Origin of the sequence: Enterococcus sp. AZ103, from assembly GCF_051714685.1 — a bacterium.
GTDB classification, from domain to species: domain Bacteria; phylum Bacillota; class Bacilli; order Lactobacillales; family Enterococcaceae; genus Enterococcus_A; species Enterococcus_A alishanensis.
This window is the reverse complement of sequence record NZ_JBIOSI010000001.1, coordinates 256,731-276,422: the sequence shown is the minus strand read 5'-3', so window position 1 is coordinate 276,422 and position 19,692 is coordinate 256,731. Positions and strand designations below refer to the sequence as shown.

The 19,692-nt window shown below is 35.5% G+C and carries 18 protein-coding genes; 14 read left to right on the top strand and 4 right to left on the bottom strand.

Features of this window, described 5'->3' with window-relative positions:
- Positions 1-125: 125 nt before the first annotated feature.
- The 3 genes from ID741_RS01340 to ID741_RS01330 all read left to right on the top strand — a co-directional run bounded on the left by ID741_RS01340 (position 126) and on the right by ID741_RS01330 (position 5,810).
- Entirely contained in the window at positions 126-1,949 is a 1,824-nt protein-coding gene (locus ID741_RS01340) for a hypothetical protein (protein WP_438718830.1), read from the top strand.
- A 514-nt stretch (positions 1,950-2,463) separates the two neighbouring features.
- Positions 2,464-3,921, top strand: a complete 1,458-nt coding sequence (locus tag ID741_RS01335) for a hypothetical protein (protein ID WP_438718829.1) — start codon at positions 2,464-2,466, stop codon at positions 3,919-3,921.
- 332 nt (positions 3,922-4,253) lie between these two features.
- Positions 4,254-5,810, top strand: coding sequence for a hypothetical protein (locus ID741_RS01330; RefSeq protein ID WP_438718828.1), 1,557 nt, complete (start codon positions 4,254-4,256; stop codon positions 5,808-5,810).
- 231 nt (positions 5,811-6,041) lie between these two features.
- Here ID741_RS01330 and yidC read toward each other — a convergent pair whose 3' ends face one another.
- The gene (gene yidC / locus ID741_RS01325; protein WP_438718826.1) at positions 6,042-6,965 is read right to left on the bottom strand and encodes a membrane protein insertase YidC; all 924 of its coding nucleotides are present in this window, start codon (positions 6,963-6,965) and stop codon (positions 6,042-6,044) included.
- Positions 6,966-7,067: 102 nt separating this feature from the next.
- Positions 7,068-7,340 carry an acylphosphatase gene (locus ID741_RS01320; protein WP_438718825.1) on the bottom strand — a complete coding sequence of 91 codons (273 nt, stop codon included), beginning with the start codon at positions 7,338-7,340 and terminating at the stop codon, positions 7,068-7,070.
- Positions 7,341-7,434: 94 nt separating this feature from the next.
- On the opposite strand from ID741_RS01320, the gene ID741_RS01315 reads away from it, so the two are divergent.
- Both ID741_RS01315 and ID741_RS01310 read left to right on the top strand, forming a co-directional pair.
- Positions 7,435-8,199, top strand: coding sequence for a TrmH family RNA methyltransferase (locus ID741_RS01315; RefSeq protein ID WP_438718824.1), 765 nt, complete (start codon positions 7,435-7,437; stop codon positions 8,197-8,199).
- 109 nt (positions 8,200-8,308) lie between these two features.
- Positions 8,309-8,800, top strand: a complete 492-nt coding sequence (locus tag ID741_RS01310) for an HD domain-containing protein (protein ID WP_438718823.1) — start codon at positions 8,309-8,311, stop codon at positions 8,798-8,800.
- Between the two features lie 44 nt (positions 8,801-8,844).
- On the opposite strand, the gene ID741_RS01305 is transcribed toward ID741_RS01310, so the two are convergent.
- Positions 8,845-9,183, bottom strand: a complete 339-nt coding sequence (locus ID741_RS01305; protein ID WP_218324275.1) for a hypothetical protein — start codon at positions 9,181-9,183, stop codon at positions 8,845-8,847.
- Positions 9,184-9,334: 151 nt separating this feature from the next.
- On the opposite strand from ID741_RS01305, the gene efp reads away from it, so the two are divergent.
- The 5 genes from efp to ID741_RS01280 all read left to right on the top strand — a co-directional run bounded on the left by efp (position 9,335) and on the right by ID741_RS01280 (position 13,785).
- Entirely contained in the window at positions 9,335-9,898 is a 564-nt protein-coding gene (efp, locus tag ID741_RS01300; protein WP_218324276.1) for an elongation factor P, read from the top strand.
- Positions 9,899-9,982: 84 nt separating this feature from the next.
- Positions 9,983-11,686 carry a hypothetical protein gene (locus ID741_RS01295; RefSeq protein WP_438718822.1) on the top strand — a complete coding sequence of 568 codons (1,704 nt, stop codon included), beginning with the start codon at positions 9,983-9,985 and terminating at the stop codon, positions 11,684-11,686.
- Between the two features lie 184 nt (positions 11,687-11,870).
- On the top strand, positions 11,871-12,635 hold the full coding sequence (locus tag ID741_RS01290; protein ID WP_438718821.1) for a formate/nitrite transporter family protein: 765 nt from the start codon (positions 11,871-11,873) through the stop codon (positions 12,633-12,635).
- An 86-nt stretch (positions 12,636-12,721) separates the two neighbouring features.
- Positions 12,722-13,339, top strand: coding sequence for a hypothetical protein (locus ID741_RS01285; RefSeq protein WP_438718820.1), 618 nt, complete (start codon positions 12,722-12,724; stop codon positions 13,337-13,339).
- Positions 13,340-13,410: 71 nt separating this feature from the next.
- A complete protein-coding gene (locus ID741_RS01280; protein WP_438718819.1) occupies positions 13,411-13,785 on the top strand; it encodes a hypothetical protein in 375 nt (124 codons plus the stop codon).
- Positions 13,786-13,834: 49 nt separating this feature from the next.
- On the opposite strand, the gene ID741_RS01275 is transcribed toward ID741_RS01280, so the two are convergent.
- Positions 13,835-14,737, bottom strand: a complete 903-nt coding sequence (locus ID741_RS01275) for a LysR family transcriptional regulator (protein WP_438718818.1) — start codon at positions 14,735-14,737, stop codon at positions 13,835-13,837.
- 276 nt (positions 14,738-15,013) lie between these two features.
- On the opposite strand from ID741_RS01275, the gene ID741_RS01270 reads away from it, so the two are divergent.
- From ID741_RS01270 to ID741_RS01255, 4 genes are all read left to right on the top strand, one after another.
- Positions 15,014-15,865 carry a sugar phosphate isomerase/epimerase family protein gene (locus ID741_RS01270; protein WP_438718817.1) on the top strand — a complete coding sequence of 284 codons (852 nt, stop codon included), beginning with the start codon at positions 15,014-15,016 and terminating at the stop codon, positions 15,863-15,865.
- An 86-nt stretch (positions 15,866-15,951) separates the two neighbouring features.
- On the top strand, positions 15,952-16,803 hold the full coding sequence (locus tag ID741_RS01265; protein ID WP_218324283.1) for a shikimate dehydrogenase: 852 nt from the start codon (positions 15,952-15,954) through the stop codon (positions 16,801-16,803).
- Positions 16,804-16,868: 65 nt separating this feature from the next.
- Positions 16,869-18,155 carry an MFS transporter gene (locus ID741_RS01260; RefSeq protein ID WP_438718816.1) on the top strand — a complete coding sequence of 429 codons (1,287 nt, stop codon included), beginning with the start codon at positions 16,869-16,871 and terminating at the stop codon, positions 18,153-18,155.
- A 115-nt stretch (positions 18,156-18,270) separates the two neighbouring features.
- Complete coding sequence (locus ID741_RS01255; protein ID WP_218324285.1) at positions 18,271-19,599, top strand: citrate transporter; 1,329 nt, start codon at positions 18,271-18,273, stop codon at positions 19,597-19,599.
- The last annotated feature ends 93 nt before the right edge of the window (positions 19,600-19,692 follow it).

Genomic DNA, 19,692 nt, shown 5'->3' with positions numbered 1-19,692 from the left:
GTTTGCATAAATATATAATAAAAAAATAAAATCGAAAAAGAATGAAAATAGCATTGAAATAATTATTTTATATGTTATTCTATATTTTGTAAGGGATATTTTTTTCAAATTGGAAGGAGAATTTTATGAAAAAGACGATTTTATTAAGTTTGAGTGCAGTCATCGGACTTGGATTAGCTGTATACGGAGGTACTGATGCTTCAGCAGCATCAAATGAATTGTATCGTGTCTATAATCCAAATTCTGGTGAGCATTTTTATACTGAAAGTGCCAGCGAAAGAGATGGATTGATAAGCCAAGGTTGGACTGATGAAGGACTTGGTTGGAATACACCAACTTCTGGTGATACTGTTTACCGGATTTATAATTCTAATGCAGGTGATCACCACTATACTAAGAGTGTTGATGAGTATAACTGGTTAGCTAGTCAAGGTTGGACTAGAGAAGGAAGATCATTCTTCTCATCAACTAATGAAGAAGTAGCGATTCACCGTGCTTATAATCCAAATGCTGTTGTAGGATCTCATAACTTTACAAAATCTTCATCAGAACAAAATTGGTTAGTTAATGAACAAGGTTGGACTAATGAAGGTGTTGCATTTTATGGCGTGAATGCTGATACAGTAGAAGTGAACAAAGATGCTTTAAGAGCAGCAATTACTTCAGCGTTAGCGTTAAACGAAGCTGATTACACAGCAGAAAGCTACTCACAATTAGTAATTGTTCTAAATGAAGCACAAGCTGTTTTAGAAAATGCAGATGCAACTCAAGCAGAAGTAAATGCACAAGTATCTGCAGTACAAGTTGCGGTTTCAGCTTTAGAAGCAGTAGCTCCAGCAGAAACTGATAAAACAGCTTTAGAAGCTAAAATCACTGAAGCAAAAGCAATCGAAGGCACTGATTACACTGCCGAAAGCTATCAAGCATTACAAGATGCAATTACAGCAGCAGAAACTGTTTTCAATAATGCTAATGCGACTCAAGTACAAGTAGATGCACAAGTAGCAGCTTTAGACACAGCGATTGCTGGTTTAGAAGAAAATGGAAAAGTGGAATTAAATCGTTTAGTTAACTTAGTACAAGATTATACTGCCTATGATTTTGCTGACCAAGCTGCTTTCGATACTTTCTCATCAGCATTAACTCACGCTCAAAGTGTGTTAGCAGATGCAAATGCTGAACAAGGTACAATTGATGCTGCTTTAGCTTTATTATCTAATGCAGAATCAGTAAGTGTTAAAACTGAATTACGTAAAGCGTTACAAACAGCTGCAGAAAAAGGTTTTGTAGAAACTGATTTCCCAGCAAAAGCATGGGCTGATTATCAAAAATCAATTTCAGATGCTAAAACTTCCTTAACCAAACAAATGGAGGACACTGAAGTAACAGCTGAGGCAGGAAAAGTGAATACTGCTGTAGCTAACTTAGAAAGTGCTAAATTTGACAAAACAGCTTTACAAGCACTAGTTGCTCGTGTTAATGAAATTGATCCTCAAGAAGCTGATTTTGCTGCAAACTATGCTGATGGAACAAAAGACGCTTGGAAAACTTTCCAAACTGCATTAGCTACTGCTACAGAACGTGCAGATGTTAATAAAGTTGATCTTGAAAATGGACAAGGTGATGTAAGCTGGTCAGTAACTGATTTAACAAATGCATACAACAGTTTAGTTTATATTAAAGATTTAGATTCAGTTTTAAATCTTACTTCAGGAGTTTCAGCTTCATCATTTAAATCAGATGCAGATGCTAAAGAATTCAATGCTAAGTACACAGAGTATACTAATACTCTTGCAGCAGTGAAAGATGGTAGTGCATCAACTACTCAAGGTAATATTGATGGTGCTGTAAATTCTATTAAATCATTAATTACTGGCAAATTAAAAGATGGTGTTACTGAACCTGATTTCTCTTCTTTAACTGGTAAAACTCCATTAGTTGAAGCTTAATAATTATTAACTTAATTTTTAAAGTCAAACGATGAAAATCGTTTGACTTTTTTTGTGCGAAAAAATAGAACAATTGTTATTAATTATTTTTACTAAAAAAGTAAATTTTTTTGTTTGTGAAATTTTTTGGAAGAAAAACATTTGAACTATTTTTGGTGAAAAGGTTTTGAAAATATTTTCAAAAAATACCAATAGTTATTTTGATAAAGAGGGAATTTTAGAGTGATTTAATTCAATATTTGAGGTGAAGAATATACCTGCTATTAATACGGAATTACTGGATTTCAATTCTTATTTTAGAGATTGCGAAATAATTATTTTTACCGTTTTTTATTACAATAAAAGAAAAAATGAAAACTTTTTCAAAATAAAGTGTTAAATAGATAACTATTGTTTGTGATAAATGCGAAAAAAATATAGAAAAAATGAATAATTTACTTTGCTTTTTTTTTTAACTATGGTATCGTTGTTCTTGTAACGAAACAACTTTTTATTTTTTAGGAGGAGAAATTTTATGAAGAAGACTGTATTACTTAGTCTTGGAGCAGTAATTGGTTTAGGTTTAGCAGTATACGGAGGAACTGATGCATCAGCTGCATCTAACGAATTATACCGCGTGTATAACCCAAACTCAGGAGAACATTTTTATACTGAAAGTGCTAGCGAAAAAGACGGACTAGTTGCGGCTGGTTGGACAGACGAAGGAATTGGTTGGAATACACCAACTTCAGGTGATACTGTATACCGTGTTTATAACTCAAATGCAGGTGACCACCACTATACTAAGAGCGTTGACGAGTATAACTGGTTAGCAGCTCAAGGTTGGACAAAAGAAGGCACATCTTTCTACTCTTCAACTACTGAAGAAGTAGCTATCTACCGTGCTTACAATCCGAATGCTGTAGTAGGTTCTCATAACTTTACTAAGTCTTCAGATGAACAAAACTGGTTAGTACAAGACAACGGTTGGACAAACGAAGGAATCGCATTCTACGGTGTGAACCCTACTACTGATCCAGAAGATCCATCAACTGATGTTGATAAAACAGCATTACAAGAACGTTATGATTTAGTAAAAGATTATACTAATTTAGATTTCAGAGAACCATCAAAATGGACAGCATTCCAAACTGCATTAGCAAATGCTGCAGCAGTTTTAGCTGATACTAATTCTGATCAGGCAACGGTTGATGCTGCTTACTTATTATTAGCAAGCACAGATACAAGTATTAAAGCACCTTTACGTGAAGCTTTAGAAGCTGAAGCTGAAAAAGAATTAGTAAGCACTGACTACCCAGGTGAATTATGGACAGCATATCAAGATGCTTTAACAGCTGTTAAAAATGGTTTGAATGAAGTAATTGGTTCTGCTGAAATCACTGAATTAACAACTAATTTGAATGATGCATATACTGCTTTAGAAGGTAAAAAATTTGATAAAGCAGGCTTACAAGAATTAGTTGCTCGTATTGATGAAATTAATCCTCAAGCAGCTGATTTTGCAACTGATGAAGCTTGGGCTGATTTCGAAACAGCTTTAGCTACTGCTACAGAACGTGCTGATGTAAATAATGTTGAAATTACTCAAACAGATGTTAATTGGTCTGTAAATAATTTAACTGATATGTACAACGCTTTAGTTTATACTAAAGATGTAACAGCTCTTAAAGCTTATGTTGCAGGTTTAAGTACTGAAGCAACTGATGAAGTATTTGTTAATGCTAACGCATTAGCGTACTTTACGGCTTATGCAACAGATGTAGCTGATTACGATGTTACGTTGTCAAATGACAATAACGCAGCAACTATTGCAAATTGGGAACAAGTTTTTGCTGGAACATATGAAGCTCCTGCTGGTGGATCAATCACTGTGCCTGGTTCTCAAATTTTAAGAGATAACACAGATCGTGCAGCAGTAAAAGCATTATTTGATGGATTTGTTGGTAAAACTCCATTAAAAGTTGCTGAATAATAATCACTAACATGATTTTAAAGTCAAACGATGAAAATCGTTTGGCTTTTTTGTTGCTAAAAGCTCAAAATCCCCTAGAGTTTCCACTCATTATTAAGTAGTTAATTTGAATGATTTAGAATGAAATTTAGCTCAATCTTACTAGTGTTTCTAATGTTAGATACTTTATCTTTAGTTATTATGCATAAAAATAATTTATTTGTTATTTTTAAGTTGTGTAGCCTTTGTTTAATTTGTATTTCTAATAATTAATATTTTGACTAAAGTTTTAAGCAAGAGTATTCTGACATCACAAATGTTATCTAGCGTTTGAAATGATAGGAGTGAGTCAGATGAAAAGAACAATTTTGGTTAGTTTAGGCGTTTTATTTGGTCTAAGTATCGTCGCTTATGGCGGTCAACAAGTTTTAGCAGCTTCAAATGATAGCAATACTACGTTATATCGTGTTTATAATCCAAATAGTGGTGAACATTTTTATACAGAAAGTGCTAGTGAAAGAGACAATTTGGTAAAACAAGGCTGGACAAATGAAAATGACGCATGGCAAGTGCCTGTTAAAGGTGATGTAGTCTATCGCTTGTATAATTCAAATGCGGGTGATCACTTTTATACCAAAAGTGAAAGCGAGTATAACTGGTTAGGCAAACAAGGTTGGACACAAGAAGGACAAGCATTTTTGAGTGATACAGTTAAGAAGGTTCCTGTTTATCGTGATTACAATCCCAATGCTACAAGTGGCGCCCACTTTTATACCACTTCATTATCTGAACATAATGGTTTGGATAGATTAGGCTGGGTAAATGAAGAGGTGGCTTTTTATGCGGCATCCAATAGTTCATCAGAAACTGTGGTGAACAAGGATATATTAAATACTTTAATTAAAAAAGTTGAAAATACGGAATCATCAAATTATACTGCTGCTAGTTTTGCAGATTTTCAAACAGCTTTAGCGGCAGCAAAAAAAGTATCAGCTGAGGAGAAAGCAACACAAGTAGAAGTAGATGCAGCTACCACAAATTTACAAAATACTTTTAACAATTTGGAAAAAGTAGCTGTCGTTGATAAAGCTGAATTAGCGGCTAAAATTACCGCTGCGAAAGCAATTAAAGGTGATGACTATACAGAAGCAAGTTATGCTGCATTACAAGCTAAAATTGATGCTAGCGAAACTATTTTAAATAAAAGTGATGCGACTCAAGCAGAAGTGAATGAACAAGTCACTGCTTTACAAACAGCGATTGATCAATTGGCAGAAAAACCGTTGGATCCTGCTGTAGTACCTGTGAATACAACCATTTCTAAACTAACTGATTTGAGCAATCAACCAAATAGCAGTTTTGTTGCTTCTAGTTATACCGTATCGTCATGGAATAAATATAGTGCAGCCTTAACAGCAGCTCAAAATTTAATTAACGCATCAAAAACTGGTGCCGTTACTAATGATTCTGCAGAAAAAGTTAATACTGATTTACAAACAGCATTTAATCAATTGCAATTCATTAAAAACCTCAATACCATGTTTGCTTATGGTAAATCGTTAACAATCAATAGCAGCGCGATTAGTGATGAAATGAAAAAAGAAGTCAATGACAATGGTAAGGAAACCACTGTATTGGCTTACGTTCAAAACTATGTACAATCAGCTTATAATGGATATTTCGTAACGAATGGTGATGGTGTTGATTTTGCAGCTTTTCTGTCTGATATTAGCCCAGCAGACATTGTTAAAGCAGAAGATTTTATAAAAAATAATTTCATTGAAAATGAAACTTATACTATTACAGATGGCAAAGGTGAATCAGTTACAGTATCTGCCCCATTATTAAAAGATGCTTCTGAGTTAGAAAGTAAATTAGTTACTGCTCCAACAATAGACTGGAATAAATAAAAATACGATTATAGAAGGAGACAGCCAGAAATGGTTGTCTTTTTTTAATAATTGCTGAAAATGAGTCTACATGTTATGAAAAATGTACCGGAAATCAAAAAGAATATGAAAAATACTCTTTGAAAGCTGGCTGAATTGCAAAAAAATCGAGAATAAAGTATCTAAAAACTATTCATTTTCAGAAAAAAACACCTTCCCATTTAAGGAAAGGTGCTAAATACAATAATTAAATTATCTTTTTTGTTGTTTTCCGGCGTTTCTACCTTGGCCAGATTTGTTATTTTTCTTGTTGGTTGGTACATTTTTTTGGGACTTAATTGGCTCAGCTTTTTTGATTGGTTTTTTAGAAATTACTTGTTTTGGTGGGTTTTTGCGTAATTCTTCTTGGATTTGCGCTTTGATTCTTGGGCGCATAATCACGTTAGTAATAAAGGTTTGAATACAACTAAAGATACCACCGACCACCCAGTATAAAGCCACACCAGCTGGAGACGTGAAGGACATCACCGTGATCATCAAAGGTGAGGCAATCATCATTGATTTCATGGTTTTTTTCTGTTCTTCTGGAATGCCAATTAATGAAATGAAACTTTGTAAGAAGTAAGCTCCTGCGACAATCGCAACTAATAAATAACTTCGTTGAGACAAGAATGGTGAACTTTGGATACCTTCAGAAAAGCGAGCTGTGAAATATAAAGCTGAGAAGATTGGCATTTGGACTAATAATGGTAGACAACCCATACCGCCCATCATACTCATATTATTTTCTTTGTAGACAGCTTGTAAATCTTGTTGTGCTTGCATTTGTTCTTCTTGTGTTGTTGCTTCTTTTAGTCTTGCTTGAGCGGCATCAAGCTGTGGCTTGATGGCTTGCATTTTTTCTGATTGGACCAGTGATTTTTTTGATTGGTAAACACCTAATGGCAAAATAATCAATCGAACAATAACAGTTAAAATGATAATGGCTAGTCCGTAACCCCAGCCAAAACTATTAACCATCCAATCTAAAAATGTTTCTAGCGGAACCACTAAAAAGCGATAGACAATTCCTGAAGTATCGGGTGAACCGTCACTTGTTGTGCGGACACAGCCGGATAAAAAGATAACGAGACCTAACATACCTGACCCTAATAGCCAGTTTTTTAATTTATTCATTTACTTCTTCCTTCACTAAATAATATCAGACAAAGATAACTATACTAAAGATTTTTGGCTATTTCAATTGTATCAGAAAATTTAGTTAAGGTTAGGAGATTCTTAATAAATCACATCAAAGGTTTTAAAATCAGGCAGTGTATCGTCGATTGTTTGTTGAATATGCTCTACATTGGAAAAGGGATTTTTGGGATTTTTCAGTTGATCAATAAAATTGGTTATTTGTGTCTGGCTACCGACAGCTTGGATGGAGACACTGCCATCTGCTTCGTTTTTAACGGTGCCAGTCAAACCGATTTCGTTGGCAATTTGATGCGTTGTATAACGAAAGCCAACTCCTTGGACGCGACCAGTGACATTCATGCGCATTTTCATATGAATTCCTCCTAATAAAATCTAGTTGTATCTATCATAACGAGTTTTTTTAGTGCTGACAAATCTCATGCTATAATGTCCAAGAGGTGATTTCGTGAAAGAAATAGGATCATTAAAAAATCCATTAATTAAAGAAATAAAAAAGTTACAGCAAAAAAAATATCGTGACAAAACCGAGAGCTATTTATTGGAAGGCTTTCACTTGGTGCAGGAAGCTCACAAGGCTGGAATTACTTTTTCAGCCGTCTTTGTCAGTCAACGGGGCTTGCAGGAATGGGACAAATGGTTTACTGCTGAATTGCCTGAGATGACGTTGATTTCTGATGACATCTTGAAAAGTTTGGCTAGTCAGCCAACGCCTCAAGGGATTATTGCGGTGGCAAAAACAACTGAAGAAACGACTATTGATTATCGTGGTGCCTGGCTGCTTTTAGATAATGTTCAAGATCCTGGAAATGTTGGGACCTTGATTCGAACAGCTGATGCGGCAGGTTTTTCAGGTGTGGTTTTAGGTGACGGCTCAGCAGACTTATATAATCCTAAAACTTTGCGGAGTACCCAAGGCAGTTTGTATCATTTGTCGGTAGTCAGCCAAAATTTAATGACCGTGATGGCTGATTTTAAAGAGACTGGTGTAATTATCGGGACGGCGTTAGACAAACAAGCCAAGGATTATCGCACAGTGACACCACCAGAAAACTTCGCATTGGTGCTAGGAAATGAAGGACAAGGTGTTTCAGAGGAAGTGTTGGCGCAAGTAGATGTAACAACTTACATTGAAATGAAAGGCCAAGCAGAGTCATTAAATGTAGCGATTGCTGGGGGTATATTAATGTTTCATTTAATAAACCAAGCTTAAAAAGTGTAAAGAAAGATTTAAAATTAAACAACTTTTTTTTGTCAGCGCCCTACTCTTACCAAAGCCGTGTTATACTTTTTTGTAGCAGCAGAAAAGGAGCTTTTAATCAATGATGGAAAATTGGCGTGAGGATGCAGAATATCTTTCTTACATAGAAGATTTATTAGCAACTGAAGAAGTACAAAAATTAGCAAACTATACGCAACATATGAATTCCACTCGTCTGGAACATTCAATTAGCGTTTCATACAATAGTTATAAATTAGCCAAACGTTTTAACGGAGATGCAAAAGCAACAGCTCGCGCTGGCTTATTACATGATTTATTTTATTATGATTGGCATACAACGAAATTTGACGAAGGTTCTCATGCGTACATGCATCCAAGAATCGCCGTGAAAAATGCCGAAAAAATTACTGAATTATCAACACTTGAACGTGACATTATTATTAAGCATATGTGGGGTGCAACGATCACACCACCTAAGTATAAAGAGAGCTACATCGTTACTTTGGTAGATAAATATTGTGCCATCAAAGAAGCGGCTGCACCATTAAGTGCGCGCTGGAATTCTTACAAAGAACGTCTAAAACGTATTTAAAAATAAAGCTTCGAAAAAATGACTGTCATTTTTTCGAAGCTTTTTTATTTGGCTAAACGTAGGGTTGTTTGTACAAAATCTAAATGATGAGCAATTTGTTGCAGTAACTCTAACAACATTTCATGCTCGTTGTCTTCATTTTCAAATTCAAAGAAACGATTGCTCTTTTTAAAATCATCCCAAAATTTGACTTCGGAAAAAATCATTTCAGCCTCTAGTGGATCCATCGTGTGTTTCATAATACCGTATAAATCACTGATAAATTCATTGATGACGCCTTCAAGGCCGTATTGTTTGGTGAATTCAGCCGTTTTGTGTTTTGGATCTTCTAGGTTGGTAAAAGTCCACCATTTGTCTGTGACCAGCTCAATTGTGTCTAACATAAAACTCACCCCTTTGCTTATTATTTTAGAGGAAATCCAAATCAAATGCGAGATTTATTTTAGGTTTATTTGATTCTAGTAAGTTTAGCTAGTCACTGCCTATGGGATTTGTTAAAATGAGGAGTCGACTAATCTTAAAGGAGAGAGATATATGATTTCAGCAAGTGATTTAAAAGCCGGTATGACTTTTGTCCAAGATGGCAAATTAATCCGTGTATTAGAAGCAAGCCACCACAAACCAGGTAAAGGAAATACTGTAATGCGGATGAAACTGAGAGATGTTCGCTCTGGTTCAACTTATGACACAACTTTCCGCCCTGAAGAAAAATTTGAACAAGCCATCATTGAAACAAAAAGTGTTCAATATTTATATAGCCAAGATGATGTGGCTGTCTTCATGGATTTAGAAACTTATGAACAATATGAATTACCATTAGATACGATCGAACAAGAAATGAAATATTTACTAGAAAATATGGAAGTAAAAATCCAATTCTTCGGCGACGAAGTTATCGGAGTTACATTACCAACAACAGTTGTTCTACGAGTGACTGAGACTCAACCTTCAATTAAAGGGGCAACAGTGACTGGTTCTGGTAAACCAGCAACAATGGAAACTGGTTTAGTAGTTAACGTACCAGACTTTGTAGAAGCAGAAGAATTATTAGAAATCAATACTCAAGAAGGCACTTATGTAAAGCGTGCTGGTAAATAAATTTTTAAAAGAGTTGGCAGAAGCTGACTCTTTTTTATTTGTTCTAGTATAATGGTGAAAGAAAAAATTTTTAGGGGAAATAAAATGACGTTCAAAAAAACCATCAGCTTACTAGGATTATTTCTAGTTATCAGCTTTATTTATACATTACCGATGTTAAGATTAACTTCGCCACATTTTCAATTGTTGCAAGGAGACGACCTCGCCTTTCATTTCATGCGTACATTTAGTATGACTGATCAATTAAAGGAAATGGGTTATCCGACTGGAGTAGGGAATTTTTCACCTTTTCAATATGCCTATGGGGTAAATTTATTTTATCCATATGAAACGACGGTATTGCCATTGGCGCTTTTAACCATGGCGGTGGGAAATATTTTTAAAGGCTATTATTTATATGTATTGCTCTTAACTTTTCTGACTTTACTCAGTGCTTATTATGGGATGCGCTATTTCTTAAAACTACAGCTTTTACCATTGTCAGATAAAGGGATGAAAATAGCGCCATTTATTTTTGCGGTTGTCTATAGTTTTTCTCAGTATCGCCTGGTGAATATTTTTATGCGGACGGCTCTTGGTGAAGGCACGGCTTTTGTCTTCTTACCATTAATTATGGCAGGATTTTTCAGTCTCTTTTTTGATCAAGGTAAGAAGAAAAGCTGGCTGATTTTTGGAATGGCAGGCTTAATTTATACTCACTTTGTTAGTTCATTGCTAGTAGTTTTATTTTTAGTGATTTGTTTATTATTACTCATGCCAAAATGGTCAGTGACTGTCTGGAAACAATTAATTTTCAGTGGCGCGATGGCGGCTTTACTCAGTGCTTTTTGTTTGGTTCCGATGCTTGAACAGATGCAGCATCTGGATATTACCGGTGCTTATCAAGCCAGTTTAGTTGAAGGCGCCCAGATGACTGGTTCCTTGGCGTATCTCTTTTCTTTCGTGTCACCGGAAAAATACAGTTATTATACAGTCGGTATTTTTATATTGATTCCTTACTTAGGTAGTTTGTTGCTTTTCTTTTTACCAGGTAAGAAAAATCTTTTCCGCAATAAGTTTGGTTTTTTGCTACTGATTATGACTGGCTTGTTGATTTTTATGACGACCAATGTATTTCCGTGGGATTACTTGGAAGATAGCTTCATTCAGATTATCCAGTTTCCATTTCGTTTAAATTTATTGGCGACTTTACTAGGAGCAGTCTGTGGCAGTCTCTTTTTTGCCGAAGTGTTGACGGCCTTTAGTAAACACAGTGGCTTGTTAATTACAGTTAGTTTGCTATTATATTTAGCTACGCCGCTGCTGGTTTCTCAATATTTAACCAGTCAAAAGATTATGGAAAAATACACGACAGCGACTGATTTGCAAAAAGATGGCTATTATAATGAAGTCAGTCTCAGTATGTTTGATTATTTGCCAAAAATTGCTGATCCATATGAATATTTGAATAAACAAGGGAAAATCAATCAAGAGAAAACGACCATCGACTACACCATGACAGGCAATCGGGCCAAAGTAAATACTGAAAAGATTGTCGCAAATAGCGCTGTAGAGCTGCCACTAGCTGGCTACAAAGGCGTGACGGTAAAAGATTCTGATGGAAAAGACTTGTCCTTTAAAGTAGCTAAAAATGGCAAAATAAGACTAACTAAGTTTCCTAAAGATAAGTTTGTCACAGTGATTTATCAAGCGACTTTACTATACAAAGTCTCATTCTTTGTCTCGGCAACAACTCTTATTTTATTACCAATCATATTAAAATTCAGAAACACTAGAGGATCAAAATAAATCCTCTAGTGCTTTTTTATTAGAATTTAAGACAACAAAATAGCTATCCCAATCAAATAACTCTAAAATTTAAGCGGATTATTATTTTTTAGCGAATTTTTTCACGAAAACACCTTTTTATCTTAGGGAAAATTGTGTAAAATAACTTGAAATGTGAAAAAATGATCATAGAGGATGTGGAAAAATGTATTCACCGCAAGAAACAGCGGACATTTGTGCGACTAAAGGTTTGGAAAAAACACAGAAAAATTTGCTTGCGAAAATGATTCTAGGCTTTATCGGTGGGGCAATGATTTCGTTGAGCTACGTGGCTTATATGAAAATTGTCGCTCAAACACCTGAAACACTGATCTTTCTAGGAAACTTATTAGGTGCGTCGGTTTTCCCTATTGGTTTAATCGTCATTTTATTAGCCGGTGGCGAATTAGTTACCGGGAACATGGTGGCTGTCTCAAGCGCATGGATCAATAAAAAAATCAAAGCAGTGGATGTTTTGAATAATTGGGCAATTATTACTTTTGCGAATTTTTTAGGGGCCATATTTGTAGCTTATTTCTTTGGACATATCGTAGGCTTAACGAGCAGTGGTGATTTTCTCCATGAATTAACTTCTGTCGCAGATGCAAAAGTTGCGGCGACGCCTTTACAAGCTTTTATATCAGGGATTGGCTGTAACTGGTTTGTCGGTCTAGGTGTTTGGCTGTCTTATGCTGGAAAAGATGGTACATCAAAAATATTGGGAATTTGGTTTCCGATCATGGTCTTTGTTTTATTAGGTTTTCAGCATAGTGTTGCGAATATGTTTGTCTTGTCGAATGCCATTATTGAAGGACATATCGGGATTGGTGCTTTCTTCTACAATATCATCCCGGTTTATTTAGGTAATGTGGTTGGTGGCGTTTGTTTTGTCTCACTAGCTTACTATTTATCTTATCAAAAAGGACATTAATAAAAAGCTCCTCCTCAATATCTGGGGAGGAGCTTTTTTTGACTAAATCATTTACTTATTTATAATAAGTAATAGGAGGTGTCCCGATGGATACACAAGAAAAATTTGAAATGATCTTAAGTAATTTAGCCAATACTTTTTTAACTAACGCTTTAGAAACACCCCAAAGAATTTTACCGGTTGCTGAAAAAATTGCGAAAGAAGCACAAGAAATCGTCTTGAATGATGTTGATAGTGAAGCCATCACTTTTATGGCCAAAAAATTATTACAAATGATGGACCGCTCTTTGTTTTTTGTGGACACCTTTGCTAAAGGTGTCGCAAAAAATGATTACACTGCTTTAAGCGAAGAAAATCTGATTGCGCAACTAGATCAAGTCATAGGACAATCAGAAAATGAAGACAGGTTAGTAGACTTGTTAACTGAATCGATTAGTAGCAACCATGCCAAAGGAATTAGCTTGGAAAAAATTTATTACGAAAACTATTTAGTAGAATATGTTGCCAGTCTGATGGAGATTTCTGCTATTCAACAGTTGGCAGAGAAAAAAGAATTATTAACAAAGCTAAAGCCAGTGATTGAAAATCCTGAAAACGAATCTCCTTATGATATTTTCCATCATATAACCGGTAATTTCAAAAAAGATTTTGCAAGCAAGTATTATCCTTATGAAACGGTTGTTCAAATTATGGAAACAGAATAAGTTGAGTCTTATCACTTTGCATTTTAATAAATTAGCTGTAAAGTGACAAAAAAAGTAAAGAAGATGATTTTATGTTAGATGTACGCGGTTCGTTAGAAAATTTAGCTTGGAATACAGAACATCACTTTTTGCATATTAAAGCAGGACATCCTTTTATTCGAATTTGGGCAGTTCAGTTTGAACTAGGTTATAGTGATTTTCGCACGATTCAAATGGCTCTACAATTAGCTGAAAAAATGGATTTATTGAAGCGTTTCGCAACAGCATATAATGAAGTTTACAATTACGAGTACGCCTTTGTTAAAGGTGACATCGAAGGCTTCAACGAAACTTATGGAGATAAAATTGATGATTATATGACGGCTCACAAAGAATTGTTAGCTATCATCGAAGAAATCAAAATCTTTCAACCAGCGATTGATCCAACAGAAAAAAATCTAATTTAGATCAAAAAAAACCTCTTAGGACGCTTTTTGTGTCCTAAGAGGTTTTTTGTTAATAGACAATTTCATCAGGTGAGGAATGTGCCAAGACAAACTCTTTAAAATTTATGACGGCAGGGGTTAAATAAGCTTCTTTGTTAGTCACTAAGTAAAAACTGCGAGAGCGGGTAATATTTTTTAAATGGATGGTCTTCAATGGTAAATGCTTCAGAATATACATATTTGGTACTACTGCAATGCCAAATCCTTGGCTGACTAAGCCGGCAATCACTTGATCAACAGTGACCTCATAGCCGATTTTGTAAGTGCTATTATTTTTTTGAAATAATTCATCAACAATATCCCGCAAACCGCTATTTTTACTAAAGACAATTTGTCCAAAAGGCTGCGTCTGCTCTAAATAAATCTCATCAAATTTAGCCAACGGATGATCTAGTGGGGCAATCACGACCAATTCTTGGCTAGCAACTGGTAGAAATTCAATCGATGGCTCATTTGGGATATACGAACAGATGCCGATATCATATTTCATATTACGGACGCCTTCCACGATCCGCTTAGAAACACCGTCTGATGTATGAAAATCAAATTGAATTTGCTGATTTTGATTGGCTGCTAAAAAAAGTCTGGTTAAATTAGGTACATAAGTTGTCCCCAATACTGGTAAAAAGGCAAAACTAATAAAGCCGCTACCACGACTGATTTTTTCCACTGTTTCAATCCCAGTATCTAAGGTCTGCAAAGTTTTTTTGACATAATCATGAAAAATCATGCCTGGTTTTGTTAAAACAACGTTGCGCCCTTTTTTTTCAAATAACGTAATACCTAACTCACTTTCTAGTGAAGAGATGGCATTACTCAAGCTGGGTTGGGTAACATTTAAGATTTTACTAGAGCGGGTATAATGTTGTTCGTTTGCTAAAACGTCAAAGTATTTTAAATGTTGTAAATTCATTATGAAGCTCCTAATAGTCATTTTTATCATTATAACAAAAATCTATATCTTTTACCTATAGATTTTTTGGGTAAAACCAATTAGAAATTTAAAACCTCAGCGGTTAAAATGAAACCAAGAAATGATTGTGAAAAAAGTTACAATTATTTAAAGCATGAGGGAAAAAATTTTTTTGAAAAATATTTCCACTCCCGCTGATTTTTTTACTTTCTTTTGTGAATCAAGTAACTTTATTAAAAATTGACAGATAGTCGTAAAATTTAGGAGGAAATCAACATGACAAAAGTACCATTAACTATCAGCTCTTACACATTAGGCGTGGATATCGATTTTGAAGAACGGGTAAAAACAGCTAAAGCAGCTGGTTTTGACGGTATTGGTTTACGTGCCGAAACTTATATGTTGGCAGTGAAACAAGGTTATTCTGATGATAGAATGTTAGAAATCTTAGCTGAAAACGATATGAAAGTAACAGAAGTAGAATATATTACTTTATGGTGCGACCCAAATAAAACAGTTGAAACACCAGAAACGTTGTTACAACAATTTAAAGAACAAACAGTTTATCATATGGCTCGTTTATTCGGAGTTGGTCATATCAACTGTGGTTTAATGGAACATCATCCTGAAGAAGTCCACGTGAAAGCATTCCAAGAATTATGTGAACGGGCAAAAGAATTAGTGATTGGTTTAGAATTCATGCCATATTCTGGTGTACCAGATTTGAAAAGTGCTTGGAACATTGTGAAAAAAGCTGATTGTGATAACGGAATGTTGATTTTAGATACTTGGCATTGGGCAAGAGCTGATACTATGAAAGAAGATTTGAAAGATGTACCAGCTGAAAAAGTTGTTTCTATTCAAATCTGTGACGTATTAGAACGTCGCTACCCAGATACAATCTTACGGGATGAAAGTATGCATGATCGTCTTTGCCCAGGTACTGGTTGGGGCGATACAGTTGGTTTCTTAAAAGCCATCAAGGAACACGGAATCAAACCTCGGGTTGTTGGTACTGAAGTAATTTCTGATCCAATCCTAGCTTTAGGTTATCAAAAATCTGCAAATATGAATTACGAAACAAGTATTGATGTGATTAAACAAGCTTGGCCTGAATTATTAGGCTAATTTGTAATCTGATAAACTCATGAAGGTGAGATTATAGTATAATAAGTCTCGCAGATAAAAATTCGTTGAAAAAGGAAGTAAATAAGATGCTAGAAAGTATTTCAGGAAAAACAAAAATGTATGGTTTAGTTGGCAGCCCAGTCGGTCATTCTGGCTCACCTGCAATGTACAATTATGCCTTTGAACAATTAAAAATCGATGCTGTCTACTTGGCCTATGATGTGGATGTAGAGCACGTACCAAACGCAATTGATGCTATTAAAACTTTTGACATGCCAGGCGGAAATGTGACTATGCCTTGTAAAGTTGAAATGTCTAAATACATGGATGAATTATCTCCAGCAGCACAAATGGTTGGTGCCATTAATACTTTCCAAAATAAAGATGGTAAATTAATCGGTCATATCACAGATGGTATGGGTTTTGTGAATAACTTAAAAAACAATGGCGTAGAAGTTGAAGGCAAACATCTTGTCATCATCGGTACTGGTGGCGCGGCTACAGCGATTCAAGTACAAGTAGCAATTGAAGGTGCCGCTTCAGTTTCAATCTTTAACATTAAAGATGATTTCTTTGCAAAAGGTGAAGAAACAGTTGAAAAAGTTAAAGCACAATATCCTGATTTAGATATCGCCATCTATGACTTATTAGATGCTGATTTGTTGAAATCAAAAATTGCCGCTGCTGACATTTTAGTCAATGGCACAACTGTTGGGATGGGTGAAGGCAACACGAAAACACCGATTGCTGACACAAGTGTCTTCCATGAAAACTTAACAGTGGCAGATGCCATCTACAATCCGCCAAAAACACAATTAATCCAAGATGCAGAAGCAGCTGGCTTAAAAACTGTGACTGGTGCGGGCATGTTACTAGAACAAGGAAAAGCTGCCTTTAAGATCTTTACTGGGGAAGAATTACCTGTACGACCAAAATAATCTGATTATTGCCGAGATGGCATGAAAGATGGCCATCTCTGCTACTTTTAAAAAGGAGTAACAACATGAAAGCGAAAAAATATATTGCCTCTTTAATCACAGTGTATTTGTGCTATTTTACACATGGGATGCAAGCATTAATTTTAAGTCAAAATATTCCCTACTTTTCTGAAAAATGGGGTTATGTAGATGCAACAGCCGGAGCTGCAGCAGTTTCATTAGCTATTACAGCAACTGGTTTTGGTAAATTCATCTCTGTTTGGATTGGTGGAGAAATTTCTGATAAAGTTGGTCGTAAAAAAATGGCGATCGGCGGCGCAATTTTATATGTACTATGCTTTAGTGGCTTGCTAATTACCAACAGCATGGTGATTGCCAGTATTTGTGCCTTTATCGCAGGGGTTGCTACATCAGGTTTCTGGGATGCATCATTATATCCAGCAGTTCAAGAAAGCGCACCGAAATATTCAGCTTCAGCACTTTTAGGAATTAAATTATTCGTATCTATTTCAGGTGTCGTTTATCCATTATTGGTAGTTAATTTTGCCGCTAGTGGTCAACCACAATTAAGCATTATCTTGCCGTTAGTAATGTCGGTGGTTTGTTTAATTATGGCGATCGTTTCACCATTCGTGTATGACGATCAGATGAAAGAAAGCAAAAAAGATAAAAATAGTAACGCTAGTAAAGACGTGATTAATAAAGAAATCGCCGAAGCAAAAGCAAAAATGTTAGTAAAACCGAACTTTTTAGTAAACTTCATTACTATGTTTTACGGTTTCGTTTGTATGTTCATCATGTATGGCGCACAACAATATACAAAAGCTTTCGGTTTAAACAATGCCGGCTTATCAGAAACACAAGCCGCTGGTTTAACTTCAATTTACACTTTAGGTTCAATTATTGCAGTAATCTTCTGGGCAGTAGTGATGGGTAAATTAAGATGGAATCCGTTGAAAGTATTATTAATCGATTCAATCTTCACAGCTGTTGCCTTGGCAATCGTATTGGTTTTCCGTTCACCAGCCATCGTTTATGTAAGTATTGCTTGCTTAGGATTCTTTGCTGCTGGTGGTGCCTTACAAGCTGGTTTGAGCTTACGTCAAATGTTTATTCCAGGTCCAAAAGGTCGAAATACTGGGATTTACTATACTTGGATGGGATTAGCTAGTACTTTCTTACCATTCATTGTTGCTTCAATGACTAGCTCAGTTGGTGAAACCCAAGCAGTCTACATTATGATGGCACTATTATTGGTATTTGCAATTCTAGCCATTTTGATGATGGGTTACTTAGTAGTGCAACACAAACGAATTTTTGGTTACAGTGCTTTTGATAAGATACATGATTAATTAAGAATCATGGAGGGAAAACGGTTTAATAATCGTTCCCTCCTTGTTTTTCTATGATTTAATAGTTATGATGAGAAAAGTTTGTTCATAACGAGGTAATTTAGAGGGGGTACCCATGGATATTATTATTGGGATCATTTTAATTCTTTCCTTTGTGGGAATGGTTATCTATTGTATAAAAGGCTACAACTTAATGGTTGGCTTCATTATTATGGCAACGATTTGGACAGTGCTGCCGATTATTGGTAATTTACTAAATCCAAATGCTGCTTTTGCCGGGATGAGTGTCAATGAAATGCTAATTTCTGTCTATCAAACCGGACCAGAACGCTACGGACCTAGTTTAATGAATATATTTCTAGGGGCTTTTTTTGGACGGATTTTATTAGAAACAGGTATTGCTGCAACGATTATTCGAAAAAGTGTCGAACTAGGTGGCGATAATTTAGCGATTATTTTGTTAGTGATTAATTTGATTACCGGATTGATCTTTACTTCGATGACCGGTGGTGGTTCAGTAATTGCCATCGCAATGATTATCTTACCAATCTTATTTTCAATTGGTGTGCCAAAAGTAATTGCCTTCTTCTCATTTTCAGGTTCAGTTGCGGCTGGGATATTTTTAAATCCAATTAATTTTGGTCAGTACCAAGCATTTTTTGGTAATGCAGTTGGCGGCCCTGAGTATACATATAATGATTATTTGCCTTTTGGTTTGCTGGCTTTTGTGATTATGTTAGCAATTGTGTCGATTGCTTCAATGATTTATTTAAAGATGGGGAACTTGACCTATTCTTGGGCAGCTACCAAAAGTGCTGAAGTCAAAGATGCACCAAGTATTTCTTTGATTACACCATTCATTCCGGTGGTTGGTGTGGTGGCTTTTCAACTACCAGTCATCTTGTGTTTTGTGCTAGCTAGTATTTATGGCTTAGCTATCTGTGGACGATTGAATAATGGCTTTAGAGAAGCTTGTCGGACGATATCCTATTTATTTACTGAAGGTGTGAAAGACATGTCTTCATTAGTAGCTTTTTGGATTACTTTAGCGATGTTTAATCAGTCGGCGGCTTTTGCAGCGCCATATTTCCAAACAATTATTGGCGGTATTATTCCAACATCTCCATTGATTTTATGTATTATCTTCGGGATTTTGGCACCATTAACCTGGTTTAAAGGACCGCTGTCGTTAATCGGTTCCGGTGCAGCTTTATTAGCGGTGGTAATCAATACCACTGGCTATCCGACCACATTTTTATATCCGTTGTTTGCTGCAGTCTTAATCGGGATGGCCCATTTTGATATTACGATTTCTTGGAATGCTTGGGGCTTAGGCTTTAATCGGATCAATACAGTTTCTTATATGAAAGTTGCACTGATTCCCGGAACAGTCATTGCCTTAATTTTAGAAATCTGTAACTTTCTGATGAATAATCCACTTTAAGTTGCTTGGAAAAATTAATACCTTAATATGAAAGAGAATGCCAGTTCAACTTAACCAAGTGTCAAACTAGTTGAATGGTATACGGTTTGAAAA

Bases quoted from the DNA above. Each gene is read 5' to 3' on its own strand.
- ID741_RS01340 (WP_438718830.1), top strand. From the start codon at position 126: ATGAAAAAGACGATTTTATTAAGTTTGAGTGCAGTCATCGGACTTGGA.
- ID741_RS01335 (WP_438718829.1), top strand. From the start codon at position 2,464: ATGAAGAAGACTGTATTACTTAGTCTTGGAGCAGTAATTGGTTTAGGT.
- ID741_RS01330 (WP_438718828.1), top strand. From the start codon at position 4,254: ATGAAAAGAACAATTTTGGTTAGTTTAGGCGTTTTATTTGGTCTAAGT.
- yidC (WP_438718826.1), bottom strand. From the start codon at position 6,965: ATGAATAAATTAAAAAACTGGCTATTAGGGTCAGGTATGTTAGGTCTC.
- ID741_RS01320 (WP_438718825.1), bottom strand. From the start codon at position 7,340: ATGAAAATGCGCATGAATGTCACTGGTCGCGTCCAAGGAGTTGGCTTT.
- ID741_RS01310 (WP_438718823.1), top strand. From the start codon at position 8,309: ATGATGGAAAATTGGCGTGAGGATGCAGAATATCTTTCTTACATAGAA.
- ID741_RS01305 (WP_218324275.1), bottom strand. From the start codon at position 9,183: ATGTTAGACACAATTGAGCTGGTCACAGACAAATGGTGGACTTTTACC.
- efp (WP_218324276.1), top strand. From the start codon at position 9,335: ATGATTTCAGCAAGTGATTTAAAAGCCGGTATGACTTTTGTCCAAGAT.
- ID741_RS01295 (WP_438718822.1), top strand. From the start codon at position 9,983: ATGACGTTCAAAAAAACCATCAGCTTACTAGGATTATTTCTAGTTATC.
- ID741_RS01290 (WP_438718821.1), top strand. From the start codon at position 11,871: ATGTATTCACCGCAAGAAACAGCGGACATTTGTGCGACTAAAGGTTTG.
- ID741_RS01285 (WP_438718820.1), top strand. From the start codon at position 12,722: ATGGATACACAAGAAAAATTTGAAATGATCTTAAGTAATTTAGCCAAT.
- ID741_RS01280 (WP_438718819.1), top strand. From the start codon at position 13,411: ATGTTAGATGTACGCGGTTCGTTAGAAAATTTAGCTTGGAATACAGAA.
- ID741_RS01275 (WP_438718818.1), bottom strand. From the start codon at position 14,737: ATGAATTTACAACATTTAAAATACTTTGACGTTTTAGCAAACGAACAA.
- ID741_RS01270 (WP_438718817.1), top strand. From the start codon at position 15,014: ATGACAAAAGTACCATTAACTATCAGCTCTTACACATTAGGCGTGGAT.
- ID741_RS01265 (WP_218324283.1), top strand. From the start codon at position 15,952: ATGCTAGAAAGTATTTCAGGAAAAACAAAAATGTATGGTTTAGTTGGC.
- ID741_RS01260 (WP_438718816.1), top strand. From the start codon at position 16,869: ATGAAAGCGAAAAAATATATTGCCTCTTTAATCACAGTGTATTTGTGC.
- ID741_RS01255 (WP_218324285.1), top strand. From the start codon at position 18,271: ATGGATATTATTATTGGGATCATTTTAATTCTTTCCTTTGTGGGAATG.